Source organism: Streptomyces ficellus, assembly GCF_030406405.1.
GTDB lineage: Bacteria > Actinomycetota > Actinomycetes > Streptomycetales > Streptomycetaceae > Streptomyces > Streptomyces ficellus_B.
In genome coordinates, this window is sequence record NZ_JAUEPL010000028.1 from 69,207 (window position 1) to 90,242 (window position 21,036).

At 73.3% G+C, this 21,036-nt stretch carries 21 protein-coding genes and 1 pseudogene; 6 read left to right on the forward strand and 16 right to left on the reverse strand.

Annotation, left to right across the window (positions count from 1 at the left end; translation table 11 throughout):
* Positions 1-6 precede the first annotated feature (6 nt).
* From QWM81_RS18895 to QWM81_RS18905, 3 genes are all read right to left on the reverse strand, one after another.
* Positions 7-807 (reverse strand): amino acid ABC transporter permease, encoded by an 801-nt coding sequence (locus QWM81_RS18895; protein WP_290113269.1) that lies wholly within the window; start codon positions 805-807, stop codon positions 7-9.
* Positions 804-1,598 carry an ABC transporter substrate-binding protein gene (locus tag QWM81_RS18900; RefSeq protein WP_435372396.1) on the reverse strand — a complete coding sequence of 265 codons (795 nt, stop codon included), beginning with the start codon at positions 1,596-1,598 and terminating at the stop codon, positions 804-806. The genes QWM81_RS18895 and QWM81_RS18900 overlap by 4 nt, the downstream gene beginning before the upstream one ends.
* Before the next feature lie 201 nt (positions 1,599-1,799).
* Positions 1,800-2,303: a GNAT family N-acetyltransferase gene (locus QWM81_RS18905; protein WP_290113271.1), complete on the reverse strand. Its 504-nt coding sequence runs from the start codon at positions 2,301-2,303 to the stop codon at positions 1,800-1,802.
* A 279-nt stretch (positions 2,304-2,582) separates the two neighbouring features.
* Here QWM81_RS18905 and QWM81_RS18910 point away from each other — a divergent pair, with 279 nt between their 5' ends.
* Complete coding sequence (locus QWM81_RS18910; RefSeq protein WP_435372395.1) at positions 2,583-2,993, forward strand: cold-shock protein; 411 nt, start codon at positions 2,583-2,585, stop codon at positions 2,991-2,993.
* Between the two features lie 51 nt (positions 2,994-3,044).
* Here the strand turns inward: QWM81_RS18910 and QWM81_RS18915 are convergent, their stop codons facing one another.
* Entirely contained in the window at positions 3,045-3,272 is a 228-nt protein-coding gene (locus tag QWM81_RS18915; RefSeq protein WP_290113275.1) for a hypothetical protein, read from the reverse strand.
* 56 nt (positions 3,273-3,328) lie between these two features.
* On the reverse strand, positions 3,329-3,808 hold the full coding sequence (locus QWM81_RS18920; RefSeq protein ID WP_290113276.1) for an NUDIX hydrolase: 480 nt from the start codon (positions 3,806-3,808) through the stop codon (positions 3,329-3,331).
* 62 nt (positions 3,809-3,870) lie between these two features.
* Here QWM81_RS18920 and QWM81_RS18925 point away from each other — a divergent pair, with 62 nt between their 5' ends.
* Positions 3,871-4,650, forward strand: coding sequence for a uracil-DNA glycosylase (locus QWM81_RS18925; protein WP_290113277.1), 780 nt, complete (start codon positions 3,871-3,873; stop codon positions 4,648-4,650).
* A 3-nt stretch (positions 4,651-4,653) separates the two neighbouring features.
* Here QWM81_RS18925 and QWM81_RS18930 read toward each other — a convergent pair whose 3' ends face one another.
* Positions 4,654-6,108, reverse strand: coding sequence for an FGGY family carbohydrate kinase (locus QWM81_RS18930; RefSeq protein WP_290113278.1), 1,455 nt, complete (start codon positions 6,106-6,108; stop codon positions 4,654-4,656).
* A gap of 347 nt (positions 6,109-6,455) precedes the next feature.
* Here QWM81_RS18930 and QWM81_RS18935 point away from each other — a divergent pair, with 347 nt between their 5' ends.
* Positions 6,456-7,451 (forward strand): hypothetical protein, encoded by a 996-nt coding sequence (locus QWM81_RS18935; RefSeq protein WP_290113279.1) that lies wholly within the window; start codon positions 6,456-6,458, stop codon positions 7,449-7,451.
* Between the two features lie 262 nt (positions 7,452-7,713).
* On the forward strand, positions 7,714-9,240 hold the full coding sequence (locus QWM81_RS18940; protein WP_290113280.1) for an amino acid permease: 1,527 nt from the start codon (positions 7,714-7,716) through the stop codon (positions 9,238-9,240).
* Positions 9,241-9,249: 9 nt separating this feature from the next.
* Here QWM81_RS18940 and QWM81_RS18945 read toward each other — a convergent pair whose 3' ends face one another.
* The 3 genes from QWM81_RS18945 to QWM81_RS18955 all read right to left on the reverse strand — a co-directional run bounded on the left by QWM81_RS18945 (position 9,250) and on the right by QWM81_RS18955 (position 12,209).
* Positions 9,250-9,996 carry a GntR family transcriptional regulator gene (locus QWM81_RS18945; RefSeq protein WP_290113281.1) on the reverse strand — a complete coding sequence of 249 codons (747 nt, stop codon included), beginning with the start codon at positions 9,994-9,996 and terminating at the stop codon, positions 9,250-9,252.
* 414 nt (positions 9,997-10,410) lie between these two features.
* Complete coding sequence (locus QWM81_RS18950) at positions 10,411-11,808, reverse strand: FAD-dependent oxidoreductase (protein WP_290113282.1); 1,398 nt, start codon at positions 11,806-11,808, stop codon at positions 10,411-10,413.
* Positions 11,809-11,831: 23 nt separating this feature from the next.
* Entirely contained in the window at positions 11,832-12,209 is a 378-nt protein-coding gene (locus tag QWM81_RS18955; RefSeq protein WP_290113283.1) for an ArsR/SmtB family transcription factor, read from the reverse strand.
* Positions 12,210-12,317: 108 nt separating this feature from the next.
* Here QWM81_RS18955 and QWM81_RS18960 point away from each other — a divergent pair, with 108 nt between their 5' ends.
* Positions 12,318-14,249 (forward strand): heavy metal translocating P-type ATPase, encoded by a 1,932-nt coding sequence (locus tag QWM81_RS18960; RefSeq protein WP_290113284.1) that lies wholly within the window; start codon positions 12,318-12,320, stop codon positions 14,247-14,249.
* Positions 14,250-14,378: 129 nt separating this feature from the next.
* Here the strand turns inward: QWM81_RS18960 and QWM81_RS18965 are convergent, their stop codons facing one another.
* The 5 genes from QWM81_RS18965 to QWM81_RS18985 form a co-directional block, all read right to left on the reverse strand.
* Positions 14,379-15,671 carry a GTP-binding protein gene (locus tag QWM81_RS18965; protein ID WP_290113286.1) on the reverse strand — a complete coding sequence of 431 codons (1,293 nt, stop codon included), beginning with the start codon at positions 15,669-15,671 and terminating at the stop codon, positions 14,379-14,381.
* A gap of 5 nt (positions 15,672-15,676) precedes the next feature.
* Complete coding sequence (gene rpmF, locus QWM81_RS18970) at positions 15,677-15,847, reverse strand: 50S ribosomal protein L32 (RefSeq protein WP_290113288.1); 171 nt, start codon at positions 15,845-15,847, stop codon at positions 15,677-15,679.
* A gap of 58 nt (positions 15,848-15,905) precedes the next feature.
* Positions 15,906-16,445, reverse strand: a complete 540-nt coding sequence (locus tag QWM81_RS18975) for a PadR family transcriptional regulator (RefSeq protein ID WP_290113290.1) — start codon at positions 16,443-16,445, stop codon at positions 15,906-15,908.
* Between the two features lie 23 nt (positions 16,446-16,468).
* Positions 16,469-18,496, reverse strand: coding sequence for an NADPH-dependent 2,4-dienoyl-CoA reductase (locus tag QWM81_RS18980; RefSeq protein ID WP_290113291.1), 2,028 nt, complete (start codon positions 18,494-18,496; stop codon positions 16,469-16,471).
* A 126-nt stretch (positions 18,497-18,622) separates the two neighbouring features.
* Complete coding sequence (locus QWM81_RS18985) at positions 18,623-19,078, reverse strand: heavy metal-responsive transcriptional regulator (RefSeq protein ID WP_290113292.1); 456 nt, start codon at positions 19,076-19,078, stop codon at positions 18,623-18,625.
* On the opposite strand from QWM81_RS18985, the gene QWM81_RS18990 reads away from it, so the two are divergent.
* Positions 19,077-20,000, forward strand: a complete 924-nt coding sequence (locus tag QWM81_RS18990) for an alkylmercury lyase family protein (RefSeq protein WP_290113293.1) — start codon at positions 19,077-19,079, stop codon at positions 19,998-20,000. The two genes, QWM81_RS18985 and QWM81_RS18990, sit on opposite strands and share 2 nt — an antisense overlap.
* 42 nt (positions 20,001-20,042) lie before the next feature.
* Here QWM81_RS18990 and QWM81_RS18995 read toward each other — a convergent pair whose 3' ends face one another.
* Together QWM81_RS18995 and QWM81_RS19000 are read right to left on the reverse strand one after the other, a co-directional pair.
* Entirely contained in the window at positions 20,043-20,888 is an 846-nt protein-coding gene (locus tag QWM81_RS18995; protein ID WP_290113294.1) for an energy-coupling factor ABC transporter ATP-binding protein, read from the reverse strand.
* Positions 20,885-21,036: pseudogene (locus QWM81_RS19000) on the reverse strand (cobalt ECF transporter T component CbiQ); the annotation flags it as partial. The pseudogene QWM81_RS19000 and the gene QWM81_RS18995, both read right to left, overlap by 4 nt.

A 21,036-nucleotide genomic window follows, 5' to 3' on the forward strand; every position in this document is an offset into this window, starting at 1 on the left:
GCGTCCTCACTTGGCCCTGGCGGCACGGGCTTCGAGGCGGCGCACCACGAAGCTCAGCGGAACCGTCACCAGCAGATAGCAGAGCCCGGCGACGAGGATGGGCGTGGAATTGGCGGTCTGGCTGGCGAGGTCACGGCCGAACTTCGTCAGCTCCCGCTCCTGAAGTGTCACCCCGAGGAACAGCACCAGTGAGGAGTCCTTGAAGAGCAGCACCAGCTCATTGGTGAGCGGGGGGATCACGATCCGGAACGCCTGCGGGATGATCACCGACACCATCGCCCGGCCGTGCGAGAAGCCCAGCGACCGCGCCGCCTCCATCTGCCCCTTGGGCACGGCCTGGATGCCCGCCCGAATCGTTTCCGCCATGTACGCGGCCGCCACCAGGCCCAGGCCGAGGGCCACCTTGCCGTACGTACCGCCGGGGATCTCCGTACCGGGGAACGCCAGTGGCACCGCCACCCCGACGAAGATGAAGATCAGCAGGGCGGGCAGGCCGCGGAAGATCTCGATGTACACGCTCGCGGCCCACCGGTACGGCGCCACCGACGACAGCCGCATCAGGGCGATGACCAGGCCCAGCACCAGACCGAAGGCGAACCCGGAGAGCGTGTAGACGACGGTGTTGCGCAGCGCGGTGGTGATGATCTCGGGGAAGAGCTGCTCCGCCAGCCTCTGCTGCGCGAACTGGTTCCGCAGGGTGTCCCAGTCCGCCAGGACGGCGATCAGGACCACCACGGCGACGAACAGAGCGTACTGAACGCCCTGCGAGACCCGCCGGCGCTGACGCCTGGTCAGCCGAGAGGTCACGACTGCCCCTTGGGCAGCGGGCCGATCCACTCCTCGTAGAGCTTGTTGTACGTTCCATCGGCCTTGGCGTCGGTGATCGCCTTGTTGATCGCCGCGCGCAGCTTGTCATTGCCCTTCTTCACCGAGAAGCCGTACCGCTCCCCGGTCTCGATGTTCTGCCCGAGCCTGAACGCCCGCGCGTTCGCCTTGTCCTTCAGCCAGCCCTGCACGACCGGGTAGTCGATGATGACCGCGTCGACCTGGCCGGTGCGCAGACCGTTCAGTACGGCGTCGGAGCTCTCGAAGGCCACCGGGTCGAAGCCCTGCGACGTCGCGTAGCTCTCCCCGGTGGTCTCGGCCTGCGCGCCGAGCTTCAGGTTCCTGGCCTTGACGTCGGCGAGGGTCCTGGCGCCGCTCTTCTCCGTCGCCAGCAGCGCCTGGGTGGCGTCGAAGTACGGGACGGAGAAGTCGACGTTCTTCTTGCGGTCCTCGGTGATCGTCATACCGGCGGCGGCCAGGTCGCACCGGCCGGAGTTTAGGAACGCGCCCGTCTTGAAGTTCTCGAACGGTGTGTCGATAATCTCCTGTTCGACCTTGAGGTTCTTCGCCACGAGGTCGATCAGCGCCACGTCGAAGCCGACGATCTCGCCGTCGCGCTCGAACTGGAAGGGCGGGTACGGCAGGTGCGTGCAGGTGGTCAGCTTGCCCTTCTGCACCACGGGCACCCCGCCCGCCGCCACGGCGGGCCCCTCGTCGCCGTTGCCGCACCCGGCGACGAGCAGCAGCCCGGCCGCCGCGGCGCAGGCGGTGATGACGGTACGGGGGCGGTGGGCGCGTCGCTTGCCGTCGGCAGTCCTCGTCACGGTTGACCTCCCTGGGCGCATGGGCGGCCGGGTGACGCTGCCGCCGGCCGTGATCGTATGACACGCGAGCCGTGACGTCGCGGAGATCGCCGTTCCCGCCGCCGGGCCGCAAGGCCCCCGCTTCGCCCTGCTTTGCCTTGCCAGGGCGCGCTACTGCGCCTCGATCCGCTTGCGGAAGCAGACCCGGTCCTGCCCCGGCCCGTCGTAGTCGCGGTGCACGGGCAGGCCGTCGGCCTCGTCGTCCCCCGGCTCCAGGCTGAAGCCCATGGCCTGGTGGAAGGCGATGGCCCCGGCGTCGTCGGGTGTGGTCACCGCCCGCACCTCGCGCCGGCCCGCCTCGGCGGCGCGTTCGAAGAACGCCGTGTAGAGGCCGCAGGCCAGGCCCCGCCCCCGGAGCGCCGGATCGACCCCGACGAAGTGGATGTAGGCGTCCTCGTCGTGGTCGGCGGAGTGGAAGCCGACCAGGAACGCCTTGACCCCCGTGCTGTCCTCCGCGACCAGGCTCGTACTCGCGAAGAACCGCAGGAACACCCTCGGCAGCAGCACGGACGGCTCACAAGCCTCGGCGGGTGTGCGGGAGTCGCCGCACCACCTCTGCACGCACTCGACCAGCGTGCGATGGTCGGACACGCGCGCCCGGCGCATCATCGGCATGTCAATCCCCTTAGGACTCGGTGTGCCCGGTCTGCCACCAGCGAGGGTTCGGGTCGGTCCCTCCCACCCCCACCATGCCGCCCACCGCGCGGCGCGGCGCGACGGCCTCCGGTGTGTCGCGGCGTGCGGATGACCGGCCGGGCAGCGGGGGACTGGCGGGGGCGCCGGTGCCGGGCGGCGGCGCACCGCTGTAGATTCACCGCCGAGCCGAGCGGCCCCGGCAGCGGGGCGCGCCCGGAGGAGCGGCAGTGGTGTGGGCGTGGAGGTACGGCTGTGTTGATGCTGGGCAAGATCCTGCGGTTCGACGAGGTGCGCGGTTACGGGTTCATCGTGCCCAGAGAAGGCGGCGAGGACGTCTTCATGCACGCGAACGACCTGGTGGACGACAAGTACCTGTACCAGGCGGGCCGCGAGGTCGAGTTCTATCTGGAGAGGGGCGACAAGGGGCCCAAGGCCTCGGAGATCCGCCTCGTCCACCCGCCCGCGCGCCGGCCCTCGCCCTCGTCCGACCCGGTGCTGGGCGACGATCCCGACGACGACGCGCTCGACGTGCTGTCCACCGCCGAGTTCCGGGCCGAACTGACCGAGGCGCTCATCGACGCCGACGCCACGCTGACCACCGCCCAGCTCAAGCGCGTCCGCACCCGCGTCACCGACCTGGCCCGCACCCACGGCTGGGTCGAGGGCTGACCCCGCGGGCCATGCCGCCCCGGCCGGTCGCCCCGCCGGCCGGTGTGTGCGCTAGGCGTTCGACGAGCGCAGGGCGGACACCAGGCGCAGCAGCCGGGCCTCGTTGCCCGTGAGGCCGGCGCAGCGCAGGGCTTCGTCGGCCTCGGCCATGGAGGACGACAGATACGCCCCGGCCATCGGGGCGAGCGCCGGGTCGGTGAGGACCGCCTGGGCCGTTTCCACCAGACGTATGTAGGCCTGGGCGGCGGCGCGCTCGTGCACGGTGGGGCTGGTGGTCATCTCTCGCTCCCTGTCGACCGGTTGGGGACGTCCACTCTTCCCTACGGCACTGACAATCAGCTCGCGTCCCGCCCCCGCACGTACTCCGCCAGCCGCTCCAGGAACTCCCGCTGTGCCGGTACGAGCCGGCGCGCCGCCTCCTCGGGCGTGAACCACGCCACCCGGTCCACCTCGGGGAACTCGCGCCGTACGCCCGAGCCGCGCGGCCACTCCATCGTGAACGTACCCGGCACCACCGCCGCCGGATCGAGGTCGCCCTCCACCGCCCACACGGTGACGATCTTCCCGTTCGACTGGCGCACCTCACCGAGCGGCACCGCGTCCCCGCCGGGCGCCGGCAGGCCCAGCTCCTCCACGAACTCCCGGCGCGCCGCCGCCTCGGCGGTCTCGTCGGGGCCGTACTCGCCCTTCGGCACCGACCAGGCCCCGGCGTCGCGCGACGCCCAGAACGGCCCGCCCATATGGGCGATGAGCACCTCCAGGCGCCCGCCCGAGGTCCGGAACACCAGCAAGCCCGCGCTTCGCTTCGCCGTCATGCCGGAAAGTCTGCCCGCCCGCCGCCGCGTTAGCGTCGAAGGACAGCACGATCGGAGGTCCGATGTCCGCAGCACCCGACCAGCCCGGCTTCCCGGCGAGCGAGGCGGCCCGCGCCCGGTCCGTCGCCGGCCTCGACGAGCGCGTCGCCCAGTGCCGGGCCTGCCCACGCCTGGTCGCCTGGCGGGAGCAGGTGGCCCGCGAGGGACGCCGCGCCTACACGGGCTGGGACTACTGGGCCCGGCCCGTCCCCGGCTTCGGACCCGACGACGCCCACCTCCTCGTCATCGGCCTGGCCCCCGCCGCCCACGGCGGCAACCGCACCGGCCGCATGTTCACCGGCGACCGCTCCGGCGACGTCCTGTACGCCGCCCTGCACCGGATCGGCCTCGCCAGCCAGGCCGAGGCGACCCACCGCGACGACGGACTGCGCCTGTACGGGGTACGGGTCACCGCCCCGGTGCACTGCGCCCCGCCCGCCAACAAACCGACCCCGGGGGAGCGTGACACCTGCCGTCCCTGGCTGGCCGGCGAACTGCGCCTGCTGCGGCCCACCGTGCGCGCCGTCGTCGTGCTCGGCGCCTTCGGCTGGCAGGCCGCCCTCCCCGCGTTCGCGGCGGCCGGCTGGTCCGTACCCCGCCCGCGCCCCGTCTTCGCGCACGGCGCCCACCTCACCCTGCCCGCCACCGACGGCGGACCACCGCTCGACCTCTTCGGCTGCTACCACGTCAGCCAGCGCAACACCTTCACCGGCCTGCTCACCCCCGCCATGCTCACCGACGTGCTCGGCCGCGCCGCGCTCGCCGCCGGCCTGCCCGCGCCCCGGCCGGGCACCGGACGGTGAGTATCAGGCCGGGTCGCGGGCCGGCCGCGCCGCGTCCGCCAGCGCGGCCACCGCCGCGCGGAAGACGCCCATGCGCTCGGCCGCCTCGGCGGCGCTGATCCGCGGCTCGTACACGGCCGAGGGCTTCCACTCCGGCACCGCGGCCTCCCACGCGAGGTGCGGATCCAGGCCCAGGCGGGCGAGGGCCCCCACGCCCAGGGCGGTGACATCAGGCAACGCCGAGACCTCGACGGGCAGTTGGAGGAGGTCGGCCTGCGTCTGCATCAGCAGCGCCGAGCGGGTCAGCCCGCCGTCCACCCGCAGCGACCCGAGGGGCGCGCCCAGATCGGCCGCGGCCGCCCCCGCCAGCTCCACCACCTGCGCGGCGATGCCCTCGCACAGCGCCCGCACCAGATGCCCCGCGGTCGTCTCCAGCCCGAGCCCGGTCACCGACCCGCGCACGTCCCCGCGCCACCACGGCGCGGCGAGCCCGGCGAGCGCCGGTACGAAGGTGACGCCCCCCGCGTCCGGCACGGACAGGCCCACCCGGTCGATGTCCCGAGCCCCGGAGATCACCCCGAGATCGGTGAGCCAGCGCACCGCGGACGCGGCCGTGTACACCTGCCCGTCCAGGCAGTAACTGGTCCGCCCGCCCAGCCGCCACGCCACACAGCTCACCAGCCCCGAAGCCCCGCGCCGGGGACGGTCACCGGTCTGCGCGAGCAGGAACGCCCCCGTTCCGTACGTGCACTTCGCGGCGCCCGGCTCGGTGGCGCCCTGCGCCAGCAGGGCGGCCTGCTGGTCGACCAGGAGCCCGGTCAGCGGCACCCGTCCGCCGAAGGCCCCGGTACTCCCCACCGGCCCCGCCGCGTCCACGATCCGCGGCAGCCGCTCGTCCGACAGCCCGAAGACCTCCAGGGCGCGCGGCGACCAGTCGACCTCGTCCAGGTCGAGCAGTTGCGTGCGCCCGGCGGTGGCCGCGTCCGTGACGAACTCACCGGTCAGCCGGTGGACCAGCCAGACGTCGCTGGTGGTGACCACGCCCTCGCGGGTGAGGTGGCGGCGTACCCAGGCCATCTTGGGCGCGGCGAAGTACGGATCGAGCGGCAGCCCGGTCGTCTCCCGCAGCATGTCCGCGTGCGCGCCGAGCCCTTCGCACAGGCCCTCCGCGCGCTTGTCCTGCCAGACGATGGCGTCGGTGAGCGGCGCCCCGGTCTCCGGGTCCCACGCGAGGACCGTCTCGCCCTGGTTGGCCAGGCCCACGGCCACGACGGGTTCTCCCGCGTCGGCCAGTGCCCGCCGCCCGGCGTCGACGACGGAGTCGAGCAGCTCGCGCGGATCGGCCTCCACCCGGCCGCCGGGCAGGTGGCGGGGGCGCACCGGCGCCGTACCGGACCCGATCACTCCGCGGTCCGGGCAGATCACCAGGGCCTTGGTGCCCGACGTGCCCTGGTCCACGGCCAGCACAGGGCCTGTCATCGCCCACCCCCGGTCCATCGCGCAAACGCCTTGATCGCCGAACGGAAGAGTGGTGCAGCCCGGTGCCGACGTCAAGGCCCGCCCGTGGCAGAGCCCACCTGACGGGACGTCAAATCACGGTTGTATTCGGATCATTGCGAGGGGCGCCGAAAGTGGACCGCGATCGTCCGTCCGGGCCTATAGTGATCGCCGATCAACGGCCGGTAGTCACGGAGCAGTCCGACCGCTCTCCTTGGCGTGCCGTTGCGGCTGCGGCGCGGCAGCCGGCCACCCGCCCCCCACCACCTGCTCAGAGGAACCATGACCACCACACCGACACCGGCCTGCCCAGCCACGGGGACGGGGTGATGGCCGGCCACGACTTCCGGCCGGTGTACCACCCCGCGGGCCACGACACCGCCCTGCACGCCGTGGTGCAGGACCTGCGTACCGGACGCTGGGTGTCGATGGCGCAGCTGCTGGCCGACACCGCGACCTGGGCGCTGTGGACCCAGCGCACCCAGGTGCTGGCCGCCGTCGCGGCCGGTTCCGACGTCGTGCAGGTCTGGTGCGCCGAGCAGCCCGACAGTGTCGCCGCGGCGGTGATGCACACCCGTGTCGTGGTCGAACGCGCCGTACGCGCCCACCGCGAGAGGCATCCGCGCACCCGTGAGCTGTGGCAGTCGGCGTGGGAGTCGTGCGCGAGCTCGGCCCGTCTGGCGCCCGCCGACCCGGTGCCCTGGGTGTGCCTGCTGGCCCTGGCCGTGCTGGACGACGAGCAGCGGATGGACGAGCACCGGGTCCGGCCGCCGGGGCCGATGCTCCCCGCCGGACCGTGGGGCCTGCTGGCGGAGGCCGACAAGCGCGACCCGCACAACCGCGAGGCGTACCACCGGATGCTGCAGTTCCTCTACGCACGCCGGGCCGGTACGGGCAGTTCGGTGTCCGAGGCGGTCAACTTCGTCCAGTGGGCCGCCGCCTCCGCGCCCCCCGGCTCCGCCCTGCACGCACTGCCGCTGTACACCAGGGTCGAGCGCTACCGCCGCGAACGGGGCCAGGAACGGGCCCTGGACCTGCACTGGGTGACCGAGGACGCGGCCCGGGACGCCGAGCGGGCCCTGCTCGCCTGGTTCGACCACACCGACCCGGCGGCGGCGTCGCTCCTCGACCTCAACCACCTGGCGCACGCCCTGTGGGGAGCGCTCCGGTTCGACGCCGCCGCCCGGGTCTTCGAGGCGCTGGGCCCGTACTACACCCCGCATCCGTGGGCGTACCGCACCCGCGACCCGGCCGACCGGACCCTGGCGGAAGAGGTGTTCACCCGCGCCCGCGCCCGGTGCCTGGCCGCCGCCCGCGACGGCTGACCGCCCGCGACGGCTGACCGCCCGCGACGGCTGACCGCCCGCGACGGCTGACCGCCCGCGAAGGCTGACCGCCCGCGACGGCTGACCGCCCGCGACGGCTGACCGCCCGCGACGGCTGACCGACCCCGACGGCTGACCGCCGCCGCGGCCGACGACCACGCCGAAACGTTCCGCCGCGGGCCCCCGCCGGCCCCCGCAGACCCGCAACAGCCGTACAAACCGCCGTACAAGCCCCAGAACACGACCACTCGGAGGTACCGTCATGTCCCGCACCATATGGGCCGGTCCGGAGCAGAAGGCCCCGCCCATGGACGAGGAGCAGCGGCTGAGAGAGCTCGGCTACCAGCCCGTGCTGGCCCGCCGTATGGGCGGCTTCGGCAACTTCGCCATCAGCTTCTCCGTCATCTCCATCCTCTCCGGCTGCATGACCCTGTACGGCTTCGGCCTCGGCACCGGCGGCCCGGCCGTGATGATGTGGGGCTGGGCGGGCGTCGGCCTGTTCGTGCTGTGCGTCGGCATGGCGCTCGCCGAGGTGACCAGCGCGTACCCCACCTCGGGAGCCCTCTACTACATGGCCGACCGGCTCGGCGGGCGCCGCTGGGGCTGGTACACCGGCTGGCTGAACCTACTGGGTCTGCTCGGCGCCATCGCCGGCATCGACTACGGCGCCGCCCTCTTCACCGGCGCGTTCCTCAACCTGCAGTTCGGCTTCCAGCCCACGCCCGGCTCCACCTTCCTCATCTTCCTCGGCATCCTGCTGTTGCACGCGGTGCTGAACCTCTTCGGCGTACGGCTGGTCAGCGTCCTCAACTCCATCAGCGTGTGGTGGCACCTGACCGGTGTCGCCCTGATCGTCGGCGCCCTCGCGATCGTGCCCGACCGCCACCAGTCGGCCGAGTTCGTCTTCACCGAGTTCGTCAACGACACCGGCTGGGCGAGCCCCTTCTACGTGGCCGCGGTCGGCCTGCTGCTGGCCCAGTACACCTTCTCCGGGTACGACGCCTCCGCCCACCTCTCCGAGGAGACGTCCAACGCCTCCGTCTCGGCCGCCAAGGGCATCGTGCGCGCCATCTGGGTCTCCTGGATCGCCGGTTTCGCCCTGCTCGCCGGGCTCACCTTCGCGATCCAGGACTACGCCGGTACGCAGAACAGCGCCACCGGCGTACCCCCCGCGCAGATCCTCCTCGACGCGCTCGGCACCGGCGGCGCCACCGCCCTGCTGCTGGTCGTGATCGTGGCGCAGCTGTTCTGCGGCAACGCCGAGGTGGCCGCCGCCAGCCGTATGGTGTTCGCCTTCAGCCGCGACAACGCCCTGCCCGCCTCCGCGCGCTGGCGCAAGGTCAGCAGCCGCACCCAGACCCCGGTCAACGCGGTGTGGCTGTCGGTCGCCGTCGCCGCCGTACTCGCCCTGCCCTCCCTCTACTCGGCCACCGCCTACGGCGCCGTCACCGCCATCAACGTCATCGGCATCACCCCCGCGTACGCGATCCCGGTCTACCTGCGGCTGCGCGCGGGCGACCGCTTCCAGCCGGGACCCTGGAGCCTGGGCCGCTGGAGCAAGCCGATCGGCTGGACGGCGGTCGGCTGGGTCGCGGTCGTCACCGTGCTGTTCTGCCTGCCGCAGAAGTCCCCGGTCACCATCGACTCGATGAACTACGCCGTGATCGCGCTCGCGGCGGTGCTGGTCCTCGCCAGCGTGTGGTGGTACGTCGCGCGCCGCTCCTACGGCACGCCCGCCCCTTACGGCAACGCCCGCGAGCAGGCGGAGATCTCCGAGGGGATCGTGTGAGGGAGGCGCTCAGCCCGTGAACTCATAGGTCAGCTCGTAGCTCCAGGGCGCCGGTCCGGGTGCGAAGCGGATGTCCGTGACCTCCAGCGTGTGACCGTGCTGGTCGGACACCTCACGGTGGACGGTGAGGCACGCGTCGCCGCCGGCCGGGCCGTGGGCCACGCCGATGGACTCCCGCCGCGTCAGCCGCAGCCCGGCCCGGTGCATCCAGTGGTACAGCAGCCGCAGGTCGGGCCGCGCGGGGCAGGCGTCCTGCCGCCGGTAGCGGGCCAGTTCGGGGACCTGGTCCAGCGCGTATCGGGAGAACCGGGACAGCGCCTCCTGTACGGGGGTGTCCCCGCCGCCCGGGACCCGGTGGCGGTGCACCAGCGACGGCTCGCCCGGCGACAGGCCCAGCCGCCCGGCGAGCTCCGGCGGCACCGGCTCCCAGGCGAGGGCCGCCTCGGCGGCGGCGTGCGGGGCGCCGGGGCCGCACGGGAAGTGCGGCAGCCCGGGGGAGAGGGCCGGGCCCGGGCGCCGGGGCCCGGGAGGCGCGGCGAACGTGCCGCGCCGCTCCGTGACGACAAGCCGCTCGTCGCGCAGCAGTTGCAGCGCGTTACGCACGGTGTGCCGGTTGACGCGGAAGCGGCGTACGAGGGAGCGCTCGGACGGCAGCCGGGTGCCGGGGGCGATGCGCTGCTGGGTGAGATCGTCGCGCAGGGCGGCGGCGACGCGGAGGTAGAGCGGAAGTGCCGCGGGGGCCTGAGGCTCAGCCATGTTCAACCCTCAATTTCCTTCGCTCAGCGTAGTCGTGCGTGCCGTGACGGTGATCAATCCCTATCATTGGTCTAAACCTCTAGGGAAGGGGTGGCCGGCTGTTCCGTCGCACTGTGGCCGAAAACGGATTCACCGGTGACGCCCCCGGCGGGTCGGCTCCGGGTCGCCCTCCACCAGGGCGCCCGCCGCCCAGGTCATCGGCATCGACCTCGTATCGGAACGCCTCCAGCGCGCCCGCGCTCGCGGAGGGGAGGTCTTCGACCTGACCGGCCACGACGGCCAGGATGAGCTGGTCGAGACCGTGAAGCAGAAGGGCGACGGCGCTGACAAGGTCGTCCCGCACCCTTGAGCCCTTCGGTTCCTTCGGGTCCTCAGTTCCTTCGGGTCCTCAGGTCCTCAGGTCCCTTTGAGTCCTCAGGTGCCTTCCCGCCACAGTGGCGGCTCCGCCGGCGCCTCGCGCACCGGGTCGAACAGCACCGCCCGCAGGACCGGCGGGGCGAACAGGGCGGTCAGCGGTTCGGCGAGCGACAGCGCCGAGCGGAAGGCGGCGCCGACGACCGGGTCGCCCGGGGCACGCTCCTGGACCCGCCTGAGGTACCAGGCGGCCGGCCGGTCGGCGGCCCGCATACGCACCGCGTCCCCCTCGGCGCCGGGCATCTTCTTGTCCGCCCCCGCCGAGATGTCCCACGCCTGCCTGGACGCGTCGAACAGCGCCCTCTGGACGCGGTGTGTCGTGGGCGTACGGCGCCGGTCCGCCAGCGCGTCGAGCAGCGCCACCGCACTGATCGCGGCGACGGACATGCCCTGCCCGTAGATCGGGTTGAAGGTGCACAGGGCGTCGCCCGTGGCGAGGAACCCGGCGGGGCGGCGCCCCGGACGGTCGTACCTGCGCCGGACGTTGGCCGTCTGGCGGAAGCCGTGCACGGCGGACTCCGGCACCGCCGTGGCCAGCCAGTCCCGCAGCACCGGGTGCGGCAGCCGGTCCGCGAACTTCTCGAACGCGTCCTCGTCCGTGGGCGGTTCCTCACCGCGCAGCCCGGAGAGGGTGACCAGGTAGCGCCCGCCCTCCACGGGCAGCACCACGCCGCCGTACGTCTGGTCGGGGTTGGGCACGATGTACTGGCCCACGAAGTCGGCGCCGTCGCGCGCGGGGCCGGACCGGTACACCCGGGTCGCGTAGGCCAGGCCCGTGTCGAGCCTCTCCTCCGCCGGCGGCTCCGCGCCGATCGCCGCCAGCCACTGCGGGGCGCGCGAGCCGCGGCCCGAGGCGTCCACGACCAGATCCGCCGCCAGGGTGTGCGGCTCCTGGTCCTTGCCCGCTCCCCGCTCGCGCACCAGCACCCCCCGCACGCGGACGGCGTCACCGGCCAGTCCGGTGGCCTCCGTGCCCTCCACCGTCGCGATCCGCGGGTCGGCCAGCACCCGGCGGCGGATCAGCTGCTCCAGGAGCGGGCGGGAACCGGTGTAGAGGTATGCGGTGGCTTCCGTGCGCCGGTACCAGGAGCCGCCCTGCCACTGGACCATGTCCCGCGGCATCCCGACCTTCGGCGCCCCCTGCTCCCGCAACTCCTCGATGACGCCCGGGAGTAACCGCTCCAGCGCGTGCTGGCCGCCCGCGATGAGGACGTGCAGATGGCGCCCCTGCGGTACACCCGCGCGCGGCTCGGGCCCCCCGGGGAAGCGGTCGCGCTCGACGATCGTGACCCGTTCCGCGTGCTCGGCGAGCACCCTGGCCGCGAGCAGCCCCGCGATGCTGCCGCCGATCACCACGGCGTGCCGTGTCCGGCGGCTGGTCCCCAACTGGTCGGTCATGCCCGCCCCTTCGCGTCGTCCCGCTACGACTGCCCAGTATCCACGCCGGGTTGGGGGAGATCGCGCGCGCCGAGCCGAAGATGCTCGATGTGGTACACGGCCTCGTCGAGGAGCTGGGCGACATGGTTGTCGTACAGGCTGTACTCGATCCGGCGGCCGTGCCGCACCCCGGTCACCAGGCCCAGCGCGCGCAGCAGCCGCAGCTGGTGCGAGACCGCCGACTGCTCCATGGCGACGGACTCGGCCAGCTCCGTCACCCCGCACGGCCCCTGGCGCAGCCGGGTGAGGATCATCAGCCGGGACGGTGTGGCGAGGGCCTGGAGGGTGGCGGCGATGGTGGCCGCGGACTCCGCGTCGAGGCGGGCCGCCGGTGTCGTCTCGCCATTCACTCCGTGTCCCATGAAGGTCATCGTAGCCGCGTGTCCACTCGTACACATGAAGAGCTCTTCATTCATTCCGCTATGGTGGTGCCGGTAACCGCCGTACCGCCCATGGAGAGGTGTGCCCCGATGGCTTCCCCGGTGCTCGACACCCGGCCCGCGGCCCCGCCCGCCCCGGCCCGGCCCACGCCCCGCCGGACCAGGCTGTTCGCCCTGCCCGAGGTCCGCTGGGCCGCGCTGTCCGCCGTGGCGTTCCTGGCCGCCTTCCCCCTGGACCTGGCCGGCGCCCCGGCGTGGGCGTGGGGCCCGCTCTACGCCCTGTGTTACGCCGCAGGCGGCTGGGAGCCCGGCTGGGCGGGGCTCCAGGCCCTGCGCGAGAAGTCCCTCGACGTCGACCTGCTGATGGTCGTGGCCGCGATCGGCGCCGCCGCGATCGGGCAGTTCCTCGACGGCGGACTGCTCATCGTCATCTTCGCCACCTCGGGCGCGCTGGAGGCCCTCGCGACCCGGCGCACGGCCGACTCGGTGCGCGGCCTGCTGGACCTGGCGCCCGCCAAGGCCGTACGGCTGACCGGCGACACGGAGGAGCCGGTGGAGGTGGCCGATCTGCGGGTCGGCGACACCGTTCTCGTACGACCGGGGGAGCGGCTGCCCGCCGACGGCACCGTCCTCGACGGGGCGAGCGACGTCGACCAGGCCACCATCACGGGCGAGCCGCTGCCCGCCGCCAAGGCGGCCGGCGACCAGGTCTTCGCGGGCACCCTCAACGGCACCGGCGCGCTGCGCGTCCGCGTCGACAAGGACGCCTCCGAGTCGGTCATCGCCCGGATCGTCGCCATGGTGGAGGAGGCCAGCGCCACCAAGGCCCCCACCCAGCTCTTCATCGAGAAGATCGAGCAGCGCTACTCGGTCGGCGTGGTCGTCGCCACCCTCGCGCTGTTCGCCCTGCCCCTTGCCTTCGGCGCGGACTTCACCGAGACGCTGCTGCGGGCCATGACGTTCATGATCGTGGCCTCCCCGTGCGCGGTGGTCCTCGCCACCATGCCGCCGCTGCTCTCCGCGATCGCCAACGCCGGGCGGCACGGCGTGCTGGTGAAGTCCGCCGTGGTGATGGAGCGGCTGGGCCAGGTCGACCGGGTCGCCCTGGACAAGACCGGCACGCTCACCGAAGGCGCGCCGCGGGTCGCCGACGTCCGGCTGCTGACCGGCACGGTGGCGGAGCCGGAGGCGCTGACCCTGGCCGCCGCGGCCGAGCTGCCCAGCGAACACCCGCTCGCCCGCGCGGTGGTGGCCGCCGCCCGCGAACGCGGCCTGCCGGTCCCGGCGGCCACGGCGTTCTCCTCCACCCCGGGCGTCGGCGTCCGCGCCGTGGTCGACGGACGGGACGTCACGGTCGGCCGTCCGACAGCCCCCTCGGACGCCACCCGCGAGGCCGAGGCCGACGGGCGTACCGCCGTCGTGGTCGCCGTCGACGGCGTACCCGTCGCGGTCCTCGGCATCGCCGACCGGCTGCGCGAGGGAGCCCCGGCGGCCGTCGCGGCCCTCGCCCGCCTCAGCGGCTCCGCGCCGACGCTCCTGACCGGCGACAACGAGCCCGCGGCGCGCCGGATCGCCGCCGAGACCGGCATCACCGACGTCCGCGCCGGGCTGCTTCCCGAGGACAAGGTCGCCGCCGTACGGGAGTGGGAACGCGCCGGCCGGCGCACCCTCGTCGTCGGCGACGGCGTCAACGACGCCCCCGCCCTCGCCGCCGCGCACACCGGCATCGCCATGGGCCGCGCCGGTTCCGACCTCGCCCTGGAGACCGCCGACGCCGTCGTCGTACGCGACGAACTGGCCACCGTCCCGGCGGTCGTGGCCCTCTCCCGCCGCGCCCGCGGGCTCGTCGTACAGAACCTGGTCATCGCGGGCGTGTGCATCGGCGCCCTGGTCATCTGGGACCTGGCCAGCCACCTCCCGCTGCCGCTGGGCGTCGCGGGCCACGAGGGCTCCACCGTCCTCGTCGGCCTCAACGGGCTGCGCCTGCTGCGGGAATCCGCCTGGCGCAGGGCGACGGCCTAGCTCAGGCGTACGAGGCTCATCCGGTGCCGCTCCACCCGCGGCGGCCGTTGCGCGGCCAGGCCGGCCGTCATCGCGCGGCCTGCCGCCGGCAGTGCGTCGTGCGCCGCCGGCGGCAGAGAGGTGGCCGGGTCATCCGTGCGCCGCCTCGTGTTCGCAGGCGTCCTCCGTGCCGTGCACGTCCCACGCCGGGAAGGGGTCGGCCCAGGGGCCCGTCTCGCCCTCCGTCAGGAGGCACGCGTGCAGTGCCTCGTGCAGCGTGTCGGCGCGCAGGTCCGTGCCGATGAAGACCAGCTCCTGGCCCTGGCCGCCGTCCTCCCGGGCGCCGGACGGCTCGGACCGGGCGACCGACCCGGCCTGGGACCACAGCCCCGTCACATGGTCGCGGCCGGCCAGCCGGAAGAACCCCTTCGAGCGCAGGACCTGGCCGTACGCCCCGCTGTCCATGCCCTCGGTGACGAACCGCCACAGCCGCTCGGGGTGGAAGGCGCGGTCGGCGCGGAAGACGGTGGAGGAGATGCCGTACTCCTCGGTCTCCGGGACGTGGTCGCCGTTGAGCTCCATGACCCAGCCGGGCGCCTGCTGGGCGCGCTCCAGGTCGAACAGGCCGGTGCCCAGGACGTCCTTGAGGTCCACCCGGCCGCGCTCGGCGGTCACGATCCGGGCGACCGGGTTGAGGCGGGTGACGGCGGCGGTCAGGCGCGCCGCGTCCTCCTCGCCCACCAGGTCGAGCTTGTTGACGACGATGACGTCCGCGAACTCGATCTGGTCCATCAGCAGGTCGCTGACCGTGCGTTCGTCATCTTCGTACTGGTCCAGGCCCCGTTCGGCGAGCCCGTCGCCGCCCGCCAGCTCGGGCAGGAAGTTCGCCGCGTCCACGACCGTGACCATGGTGTCGAGCCGGGCCAGGTCGCCGAGTGTCGCGCCGTCGTCGCGCGGGAAGGCGAAGGTCGCGGCGACGGGCATGGGCTCCGAGATGCCGCTGGACTCGATGAGGAGGTAGTCGAACCGCCCCTCGCGCGCCAGCCGGTCCACCTCCTCCAGGAGGTCGTCGCGCAGGGTGCAGCAGATGCACCCGTTGGTCATCTCGACGAGCCGTTCCTCGGTGCGGGAGAGTGCCGCCTCGCCGCCGCGCACGAGGGCGGCGTCGATGTTGACCTCGCTCATGTCGTTGACGATCACGGCGACCCGCAGCCCCTCCCGGTTGCCCAGGACGTGGTTGAGGAGGGTCGTCTTGCCGGCGCCGAGGAAGCCGGAGAGGACGGTGACCGGCAGACGCCGGTCGGTGCCGGTCCCGGTCGCCGTGCCGGTGCCGGTCGTGGTGCCCGTGGCGGTCGCCGCGCCCGTCGCCGTGCCGGTGGCGGTCGCCGTCGCCGTGCCCGCGCCCGTGCGGCCCGCCGTGCCGGTCGCCGTGGTCGTCGTCATCGCGCTCAGCCCTCCGGGTGGATCAGGCCGCGCTCGTACGCCTTCACCAGGCGCTGCGGCACCTGATAGACCGAGCCGTCGACCGTGACCGGCACCAGCTGGGGCGTGGACGCCTTCCACTGGGCGCGGCGGTGGCGGGTGTTGGAGCGGGACATCTTCCGCTTGGGTACGGCCATGACTGCGAGACCTCCATCGTCGGTACGGTGCGGTCACGCTACCTGAAAACGATTGCCATTAACAATCTCGTCGGTCGAACTCCGCCAGCGCCTCGGTCAGCCACGCCGTCCAGAACCGCTCCAGCTCGATCCCCCCGCGCAGCACCAGATGCCGCAGCCGGTCCGCCTCGGAGTCCCGCTCCGGCGGGAACTGCCGTTCCTCCATCGCCAGGTACTCCGCCAACTGCGCCCGGTGCAGTGCCAGATGGCGGCGCAGCTCATCCCCGAAGCCCTCCGTGCCGACCACCGCCGCCGCGCGCAGCCGCAGCAGCAGGGCGTCGCGGATCGGCTTGGGGTCCTCGCTCCTGCGTACCCAGGCGGCCAGCTCCGCGCGGCCCGCGGGCAGCACTTCGTACTCCTTCTTCTGCCCACGGGCCGGAGCCTGGGCGGGCAGGGCCCTGATGTGCCCCGCCTGCTCCAGTTTTCCCAGCTCGCGGTAGATCTGCTGGTGGGTGGCCGACCAGAAGTAGCCGATCGACCGGTCGAAGCGGCGGGTCAGTTCAAGACCCGAGGACGGCTTCTCGAGCAGAGCGGTCAGGATCGCGTGCGGGAGTGACATGACCGCATCCTAGGGACGCGTGGCTACAGCGCGGCGGCCAGCCGCGTGCCCTGGTCGATCGCCCGCTTGGCGTCCAGCTCCGCCGCGACGTCGGCGCCCCCGATCAGGTGGACCGGCACCCCCGCCGCGACGAGCTCCTCGTACAGCTCGCGCCGCGGCTCCTGGCCCGTGCACAGCACCACCGTGTCGACCGGCAGGGTACGGGCCTGGCCGTCCACCGTGATGTGCAGCCCCTCGTCGTCGATCCGCTCGTACGACGCGCCCGCGACCATCGTCACGCCCCGGTGCTTGAGCTCCGTGCGGTGGATCCAGCCCGTCGTCTTGCCCAGCCCCGCGCCGACCTTGGACGCCTTGCGCTGGAGCAGGTGCACGGTGCGCGGCGGCTTCGGCCGCTCGGGCGCGCGCAGCCCGCCGCGCTCCCCGTAGGAGGTGTCGACGCCCCACTGCCGGAAGTACGTCTCGGGGTCCCGGCTCGCGCCCTCGCCCCCGTCCGTCAGGAACTCCGCCACGTCGAAGCCGATCCCGCCCGCGCCGATGACCGCCACCCGCTCGCCGACCGGAGCGCCGTCCCGCAGCACGTCCAGGTAGCTGACGACGCTCGGGTGGTCGACGCCCTCGATGACGGGCGTGCGCGGGGTGACACCGGTCGCGACGACCACCTCGTCGTACCCGGACAGCAGCTCGGCGGTGGCGTACGTACCGAGCTTCACCGCCACGCCGCGCAGCTGGAGCTGGGTACGGAAGTAGCGCAGCGTCTCGTCGAACTCCTCCTTGCCCGGTACCCGCTTGGCGATGTTGAGCTGCCCGCCGACCTCGTCCGCCGCGTCGAACAGCGTGACGTCATGGCCGCGTTCGGCGGCCGAGACCGAGCAGGCGAGCCCGGCCGGACCGGCTCCGACGACCGCGATCCGCTTGCGCAGCCGGGTGGGGGAGAGGACCAGCTCGGTCTCGTGGCAGGCGCGCGCGTTGACCAGGCAGGAGGTGATCTTCCCGCTGAAGGTGTGGTCCAGGCAGGCCTGGTTGCAGCCGATGCAGGTGTTGATGGTCTCCGGCCGGCCCTCCGCGGCCTTCGCGACGAAGTCGGGGTCGGCGAGGAACGGCCTGGCCATCGACACCATGTCGGCGCGCCCCTCCGCGAGCAGCCGCTCCGCCACCTCAGGGGTGTTGATGCGGTTGCTGGTGACCAGCGGGATGGACACCGAGCCCATCAGCCGCTGGGTGACCCAGGTGTACGCGCCGCGCGGCACCGACGTGGCGATGGTGGGAATACGGGCCTCGTGCCAGCCGATACCGGTGTTGATGATCGTCGCGCCCGCCTCCTCGACCGCCTCGGCGAGCGTGACGACCTCCTCCAGGGACGACCCGCCCGGCACCAGGTCCAGCATGGAGAGCCGGTAGATCAGGATGAAATCCTTGCCCAGCCGCTCCCGCGTACGGCGGACGATCTCCAGCGGGAAGCGGACCCGGTTGTCGTACGAGCCGCCCCACCGGTCCTCGCGCCGGTTGGTCGCCGCCGCGATGAACTCGTTGATCAGATAGCCCTCGGAGCCCATGATCTCGACTCCGTCGTACCCCGCCGACTTCGCCAGCTCGGCGGCGCGGACGTAGTCCTCGATGGTCCGCTCGATCTCGTCATCGGTCAGCTCGTTCGGTACGAAGGGGCTGATCGGCGCCTGGAGCGCGCTCGGCGCGACCAGGTCGCGGTGGTAGGCGTACCGCCCGAAGTGCAGGATCTGCATCGCGATGCGCCCGCCCGCCGCGTGCACCGCCTCGGTGACCACGCGGTGCTCGGCGGCCTCCTCCTCGGTGGTGAGCTTGGCCCCGCCCTCGTAGGGCCGGCCCGCCTCGTTCGGCGCGATGCCGCCGGTCACGATCAGCCCGACACCGCCGCGGGCCCGGGCGGCGTAGAACGCGGCCATGCGCGCGAAGCCGTTCTCGGCCTCCTCCAGCCCGATGTGCATCGACCCCATGAGCACCCGGTTGGGCAGGGTGGTGAACCCGAGGTCCAGCGGGCTGAGCAGATGCGGGTACGGAGTCGGGGTCGTCGTCATGGGGGCGCCTCCTCGCGCGGTGTCGTCGCCCCAGTTCTAGACGGTCCACCGTCCTTGTGCAACAAGTTGCATAAGAATCCCCGGGTGAGCTCGGACACGGCGTTCCGCGAGTCGGACCTGATGGAGTCAGACGGCGTTGAGGATGCGGCAGACCGGGCCCTCCGGGCAGGTGCTCGGGTCGGTGGCGTCCGCCGCGTCCTTCAGGTCCAGGAGCGCGGCCCGGGCCCGGGTCAGTTCGGCGATCCGCTCCTCGACCTGCCGCAGGTGCTCGGCGACGAGCGCGCCGACATGGGCGCACGGGGCCTCGCCGCCGTCGCGGATGATGAGCACCTCGCGGATCTCCGCGAGGGTGAGCCCGGCGGCCTGGGCGTTGCGGATGAAGGCGAGCCGGGCGGCGGCCTGCGGCGGGTAGTCGCGGTAGCCGGAGGGGGTGCGGGGCGGCTTGGGCATCAGCCCGGCCTGCTCATAGAACCGGATGGCCTTCGTACTGATCCCGGCCGTGCTCGCGAGGGCTCCGATGCGCATGCCCTCACCGTACGCCTTGACCTTCCACCGCACGGGAAGGTTTAGCGTCGGCGTCATGGAACTGACCGTGTTGACGGTGCCCGGCTGCCCCACCGCGCAGGCGCTGCGCCGACGCCTGGAGGAGACGCTCGACGCCGAGGACGCGCGGCGGGTGGAGTGGCGCGAGGTGCACGATGACGCCGAGGCCGTACGGCTGGGCATGCATGGCTCCCCGACCCTGCTCGTGAACGGCGCCGATCCCTTCGTACGGGAGGGGGAGCCGGCGAGCCTGTCGTGCCGGGTGCGTTCCGGCGTGCCGTCCGTGGAACGCCTGCGGGCCGTCCTCGCGGAGGCGCGCACCACGGAGATGGCCGACAGGGCCGGTCGCGGGCGGCTCGCGCCCGTCGAAGGCGGGCAGCGCGCGGTGCAGCAGGCTGTCCTGCGGTCCTTCGCCACCCATGGACGGCCACCGACGACGGTTGAACTGGCGGCCGCGGCCGAGCCCTCCGGGCTACCCGCGGACCGGGTGCTCGCCGAGCTGGCAGCCGCCGACTACCTGAGTCTCGACGAGGCCGGCGCGATCCGCGCCGCCTACCCCTTCTCACCCGTCCCCACCGCACACCAGGTGCGCATCGCCGACGGGCCACGCGTGTGGGCCATGTGCGCCATCGACGCCCTGGGCATCGCCCCCATGCTCGGCCGCGACGCCGACATCCACTCGGCCGACCCGGTGACCGGGCAACCGGTCACCGTCACCTTCCGCGGCTCCACGGCGACGTGGGACCCCGCCTCGGCCGTGGTGCTCGTGTCCACCGGCTCCTGCGCCGGCCCGGCGGTGGACGCCTGCTGCCCCGACCTGAACTTCTTCGCGAGCCCCGACACGGCACGGCGCTGGAGCGACGACCACCCGGAGGCGCGGGCGGGGATGGTGAGCCGGCAGCGGGCGGAAGAGCTCGGCCGCGAGATCTTCGGCCCGCTGCTCGCGGCTTCGGCCGGGTGACCGGCCCTACGGTCGGTGACCGCCGCCGCCCGCTGCTCGCCGCTACGGCCCTGAGACCGCCGCCGCCCACTCCTCCAGCTCTTCCGGGGTGCGCGGCCCGGGGGCGTCCGCGCCCAGCAGGCCCCGCTCCCGCAGCACCCCGGCCACCGCCATGCCCCAGGGGCGGCGCAGCCGCGCCGCGCCCAGCAGTGCCCGGTCGGCCAGCAGTTCCGCCACCGGGCCGGTACGCAGCCCGTCCGGGGTCAGCACCGCCGCGTCGTCCGCCCACCGCAGCGCCAGGTCCACGTCGTGCGTGGCCATCACGACCGTCGTCCCGGACGCCCGCAGCCGGTCCAGCACCGCCAGCAGCCGCTCCTGGCCGTGCGGGTCCAGACCCGCTGTCGGCTCGTCCAGGATCAGCACCCGGGGCCGCATCGCGACCGCCCCCGCGATCGCCGCCCGCTTGCGCTGCCCGTACGACAGCAGGTGCGTCGGCCGGTCCTCCAGCGCCGTGATGTCCAGCGCCTCCAGGGCCTCGCGCACCCGCTCCCGTACCTCCGCCTCCGCCAGGCCCAGGTTCATCGGCCCGAACGACACGTCCTGACCCACCGACGCGGCGAACAGCTGGTCGTCCGGGTCCTGCACGACCAGCTGCACCGTCGTACGCAGCCGGGTCAGCCCCGCCCTGTCGTACGACACGTCCTCGCCGCGCAGCCGCAGCCGCCCGCTCGCGCACCGCAGGCCGCCGCTCAGCAGCCGCAGCATCGTCGTCTTGCCGCTGCCGTTGCGGCCGAGCAGCGCGATCGAACGCCCCTCGGGCACGGCGAAGTCGATGCCCGACAGCACTGCCGGGCCCTCCTCGTAGGCGTATCCGGCACCCACCAGTTCCACGACGGCGTCACGATTCACGGCAGGAGCCTTTCGAGTACGAGAGTGACGGCGACGAGACCGGCGAGCAGCGCCCCCGTCGCGCCCAGGAAGCGCCCGGAGACCGTCGCCGGCGGCACCAGCACGCGCAGCGTGCCGTCGTAACCGCGCCCGGCCAGCCCGGTCTGGA

Bases quoted from the DNA above. Each gene is read 5' to 3' on its own strand.
- QWM81_RS18905 (WP_290113271.1), bottom strand. From the start codon at position 2,303: ATGCCGATGATGCGCCGGGCGCGCGTGTCCGACCATCGCACGCTGGTC.
- QWM81_RS18910 (WP_435372395.1), top strand. From the start codon at position 2,583: ATGCTGGGCAAGATCCTGCGGTTCGACGAGGTGCGCGGTTACGGGTTC.
- QWM81_RS18915 (WP_290113275.1), bottom strand. From the start codon at position 3,272: ATGACCACCAGCCCCACCGTGCACGAGCGCGCCGCCGCCCAGGCCTAC.
- QWM81_RS18920 (WP_290113276.1), bottom strand. From the start codon at position 3,808: ATGACGGCGAAGCGAAGCGCGGGCTTGCTGGTGTTCCGGACCTCGGGC.
- QWM81_RS18925 (WP_290113277.1), top strand. From the start codon at position 3,871: ATGTCCGCAGCACCCGACCAGCCCGGCTTCCCGGCGAGCGAGGCGGCC.
- QWM81_RS18930 (WP_290113278.1), bottom strand. From the start codon at position 6,108: ATGACAGGCCCTGTGCTGGCCGTGGACCAGGGCACGTCGGGCACCAAG.
- QWM81_RS18935 (WP_290113279.1), top strand. From the start codon at position 6,456: ATGGCCGGCCACGACTTCCGGCCGGTGTACCACCCCGCGGGCCACGAC.
- QWM81_RS18940 (WP_290113280.1), top strand. From the start codon at position 7,714: ATGTCCCGCACCATATGGGCCGGTCCGGAGCAGAAGGCCCCGCCCATG.
- QWM81_RS18945 (WP_290113281.1), bottom strand. From the start codon at position 9,996: ATGGCTGAGCCTCAGGCCCCCGCGGCACTTCCGCTCTACCTCCGCGTC.
- QWM81_RS18950 (WP_290113282.1), bottom strand. From the start codon at position 11,808: ATGACCGACCAGTTGGGGACCAGCCGCCGGACACGGCACGCCGTGGTG.
- QWM81_RS18955 (WP_290113283.1), bottom strand. From the start codon at position 12,209: ATGGGACACGGAGTGAATGGCGAGACGACACCGGCGGCCCGCCTCGAC.
- QWM81_RS18960 (WP_290113284.1), top strand. From the start codon at position 12,318: ATGGCTTCCCCGGTGCTCGACACCCGGCCCGCGGCCCCGCCCGCCCCG.
- QWM81_RS18965 (WP_290113286.1), bottom strand. From the start codon at position 15,671: ATGACGACGACCACGGCGACCGGCACGGCGGGCCGCACGGGCGCGGGC.
- rpmF (WP_290113288.1), bottom strand. From the start codon at position 15,847: ATGGCCGTACCCAAGCGGAAGATGTCCCGCTCCAACACCCGCCACCGC.
- QWM81_RS18975 (WP_290113290.1), bottom strand. From the start codon at position 16,445: ATGTCACTCCCGCACGCGATCCTGACCGCTCTGCTCGAGAAGCCGTCC.
- QWM81_RS18980 (WP_290113291.1), bottom strand. From the start codon at position 18,496: ATGACGACGACCCCGACTCCGTACCCGCATCTGCTCAGCCCGCTGGAC.
- QWM81_RS18990 (WP_290113293.1), top strand. From the start codon at position 19,077: ATGGAACTGACCGTGTTGACGGTGCCCGGCTGCCCCACCGCGCAGGCG.
- QWM81_RS18985 (WP_290113292.1), bottom strand. From the start codon at position 19,078: ATGACGCCGACGCTAAACCTTCCCGTGCGGTGGAAGGTCAAGGCGTAC.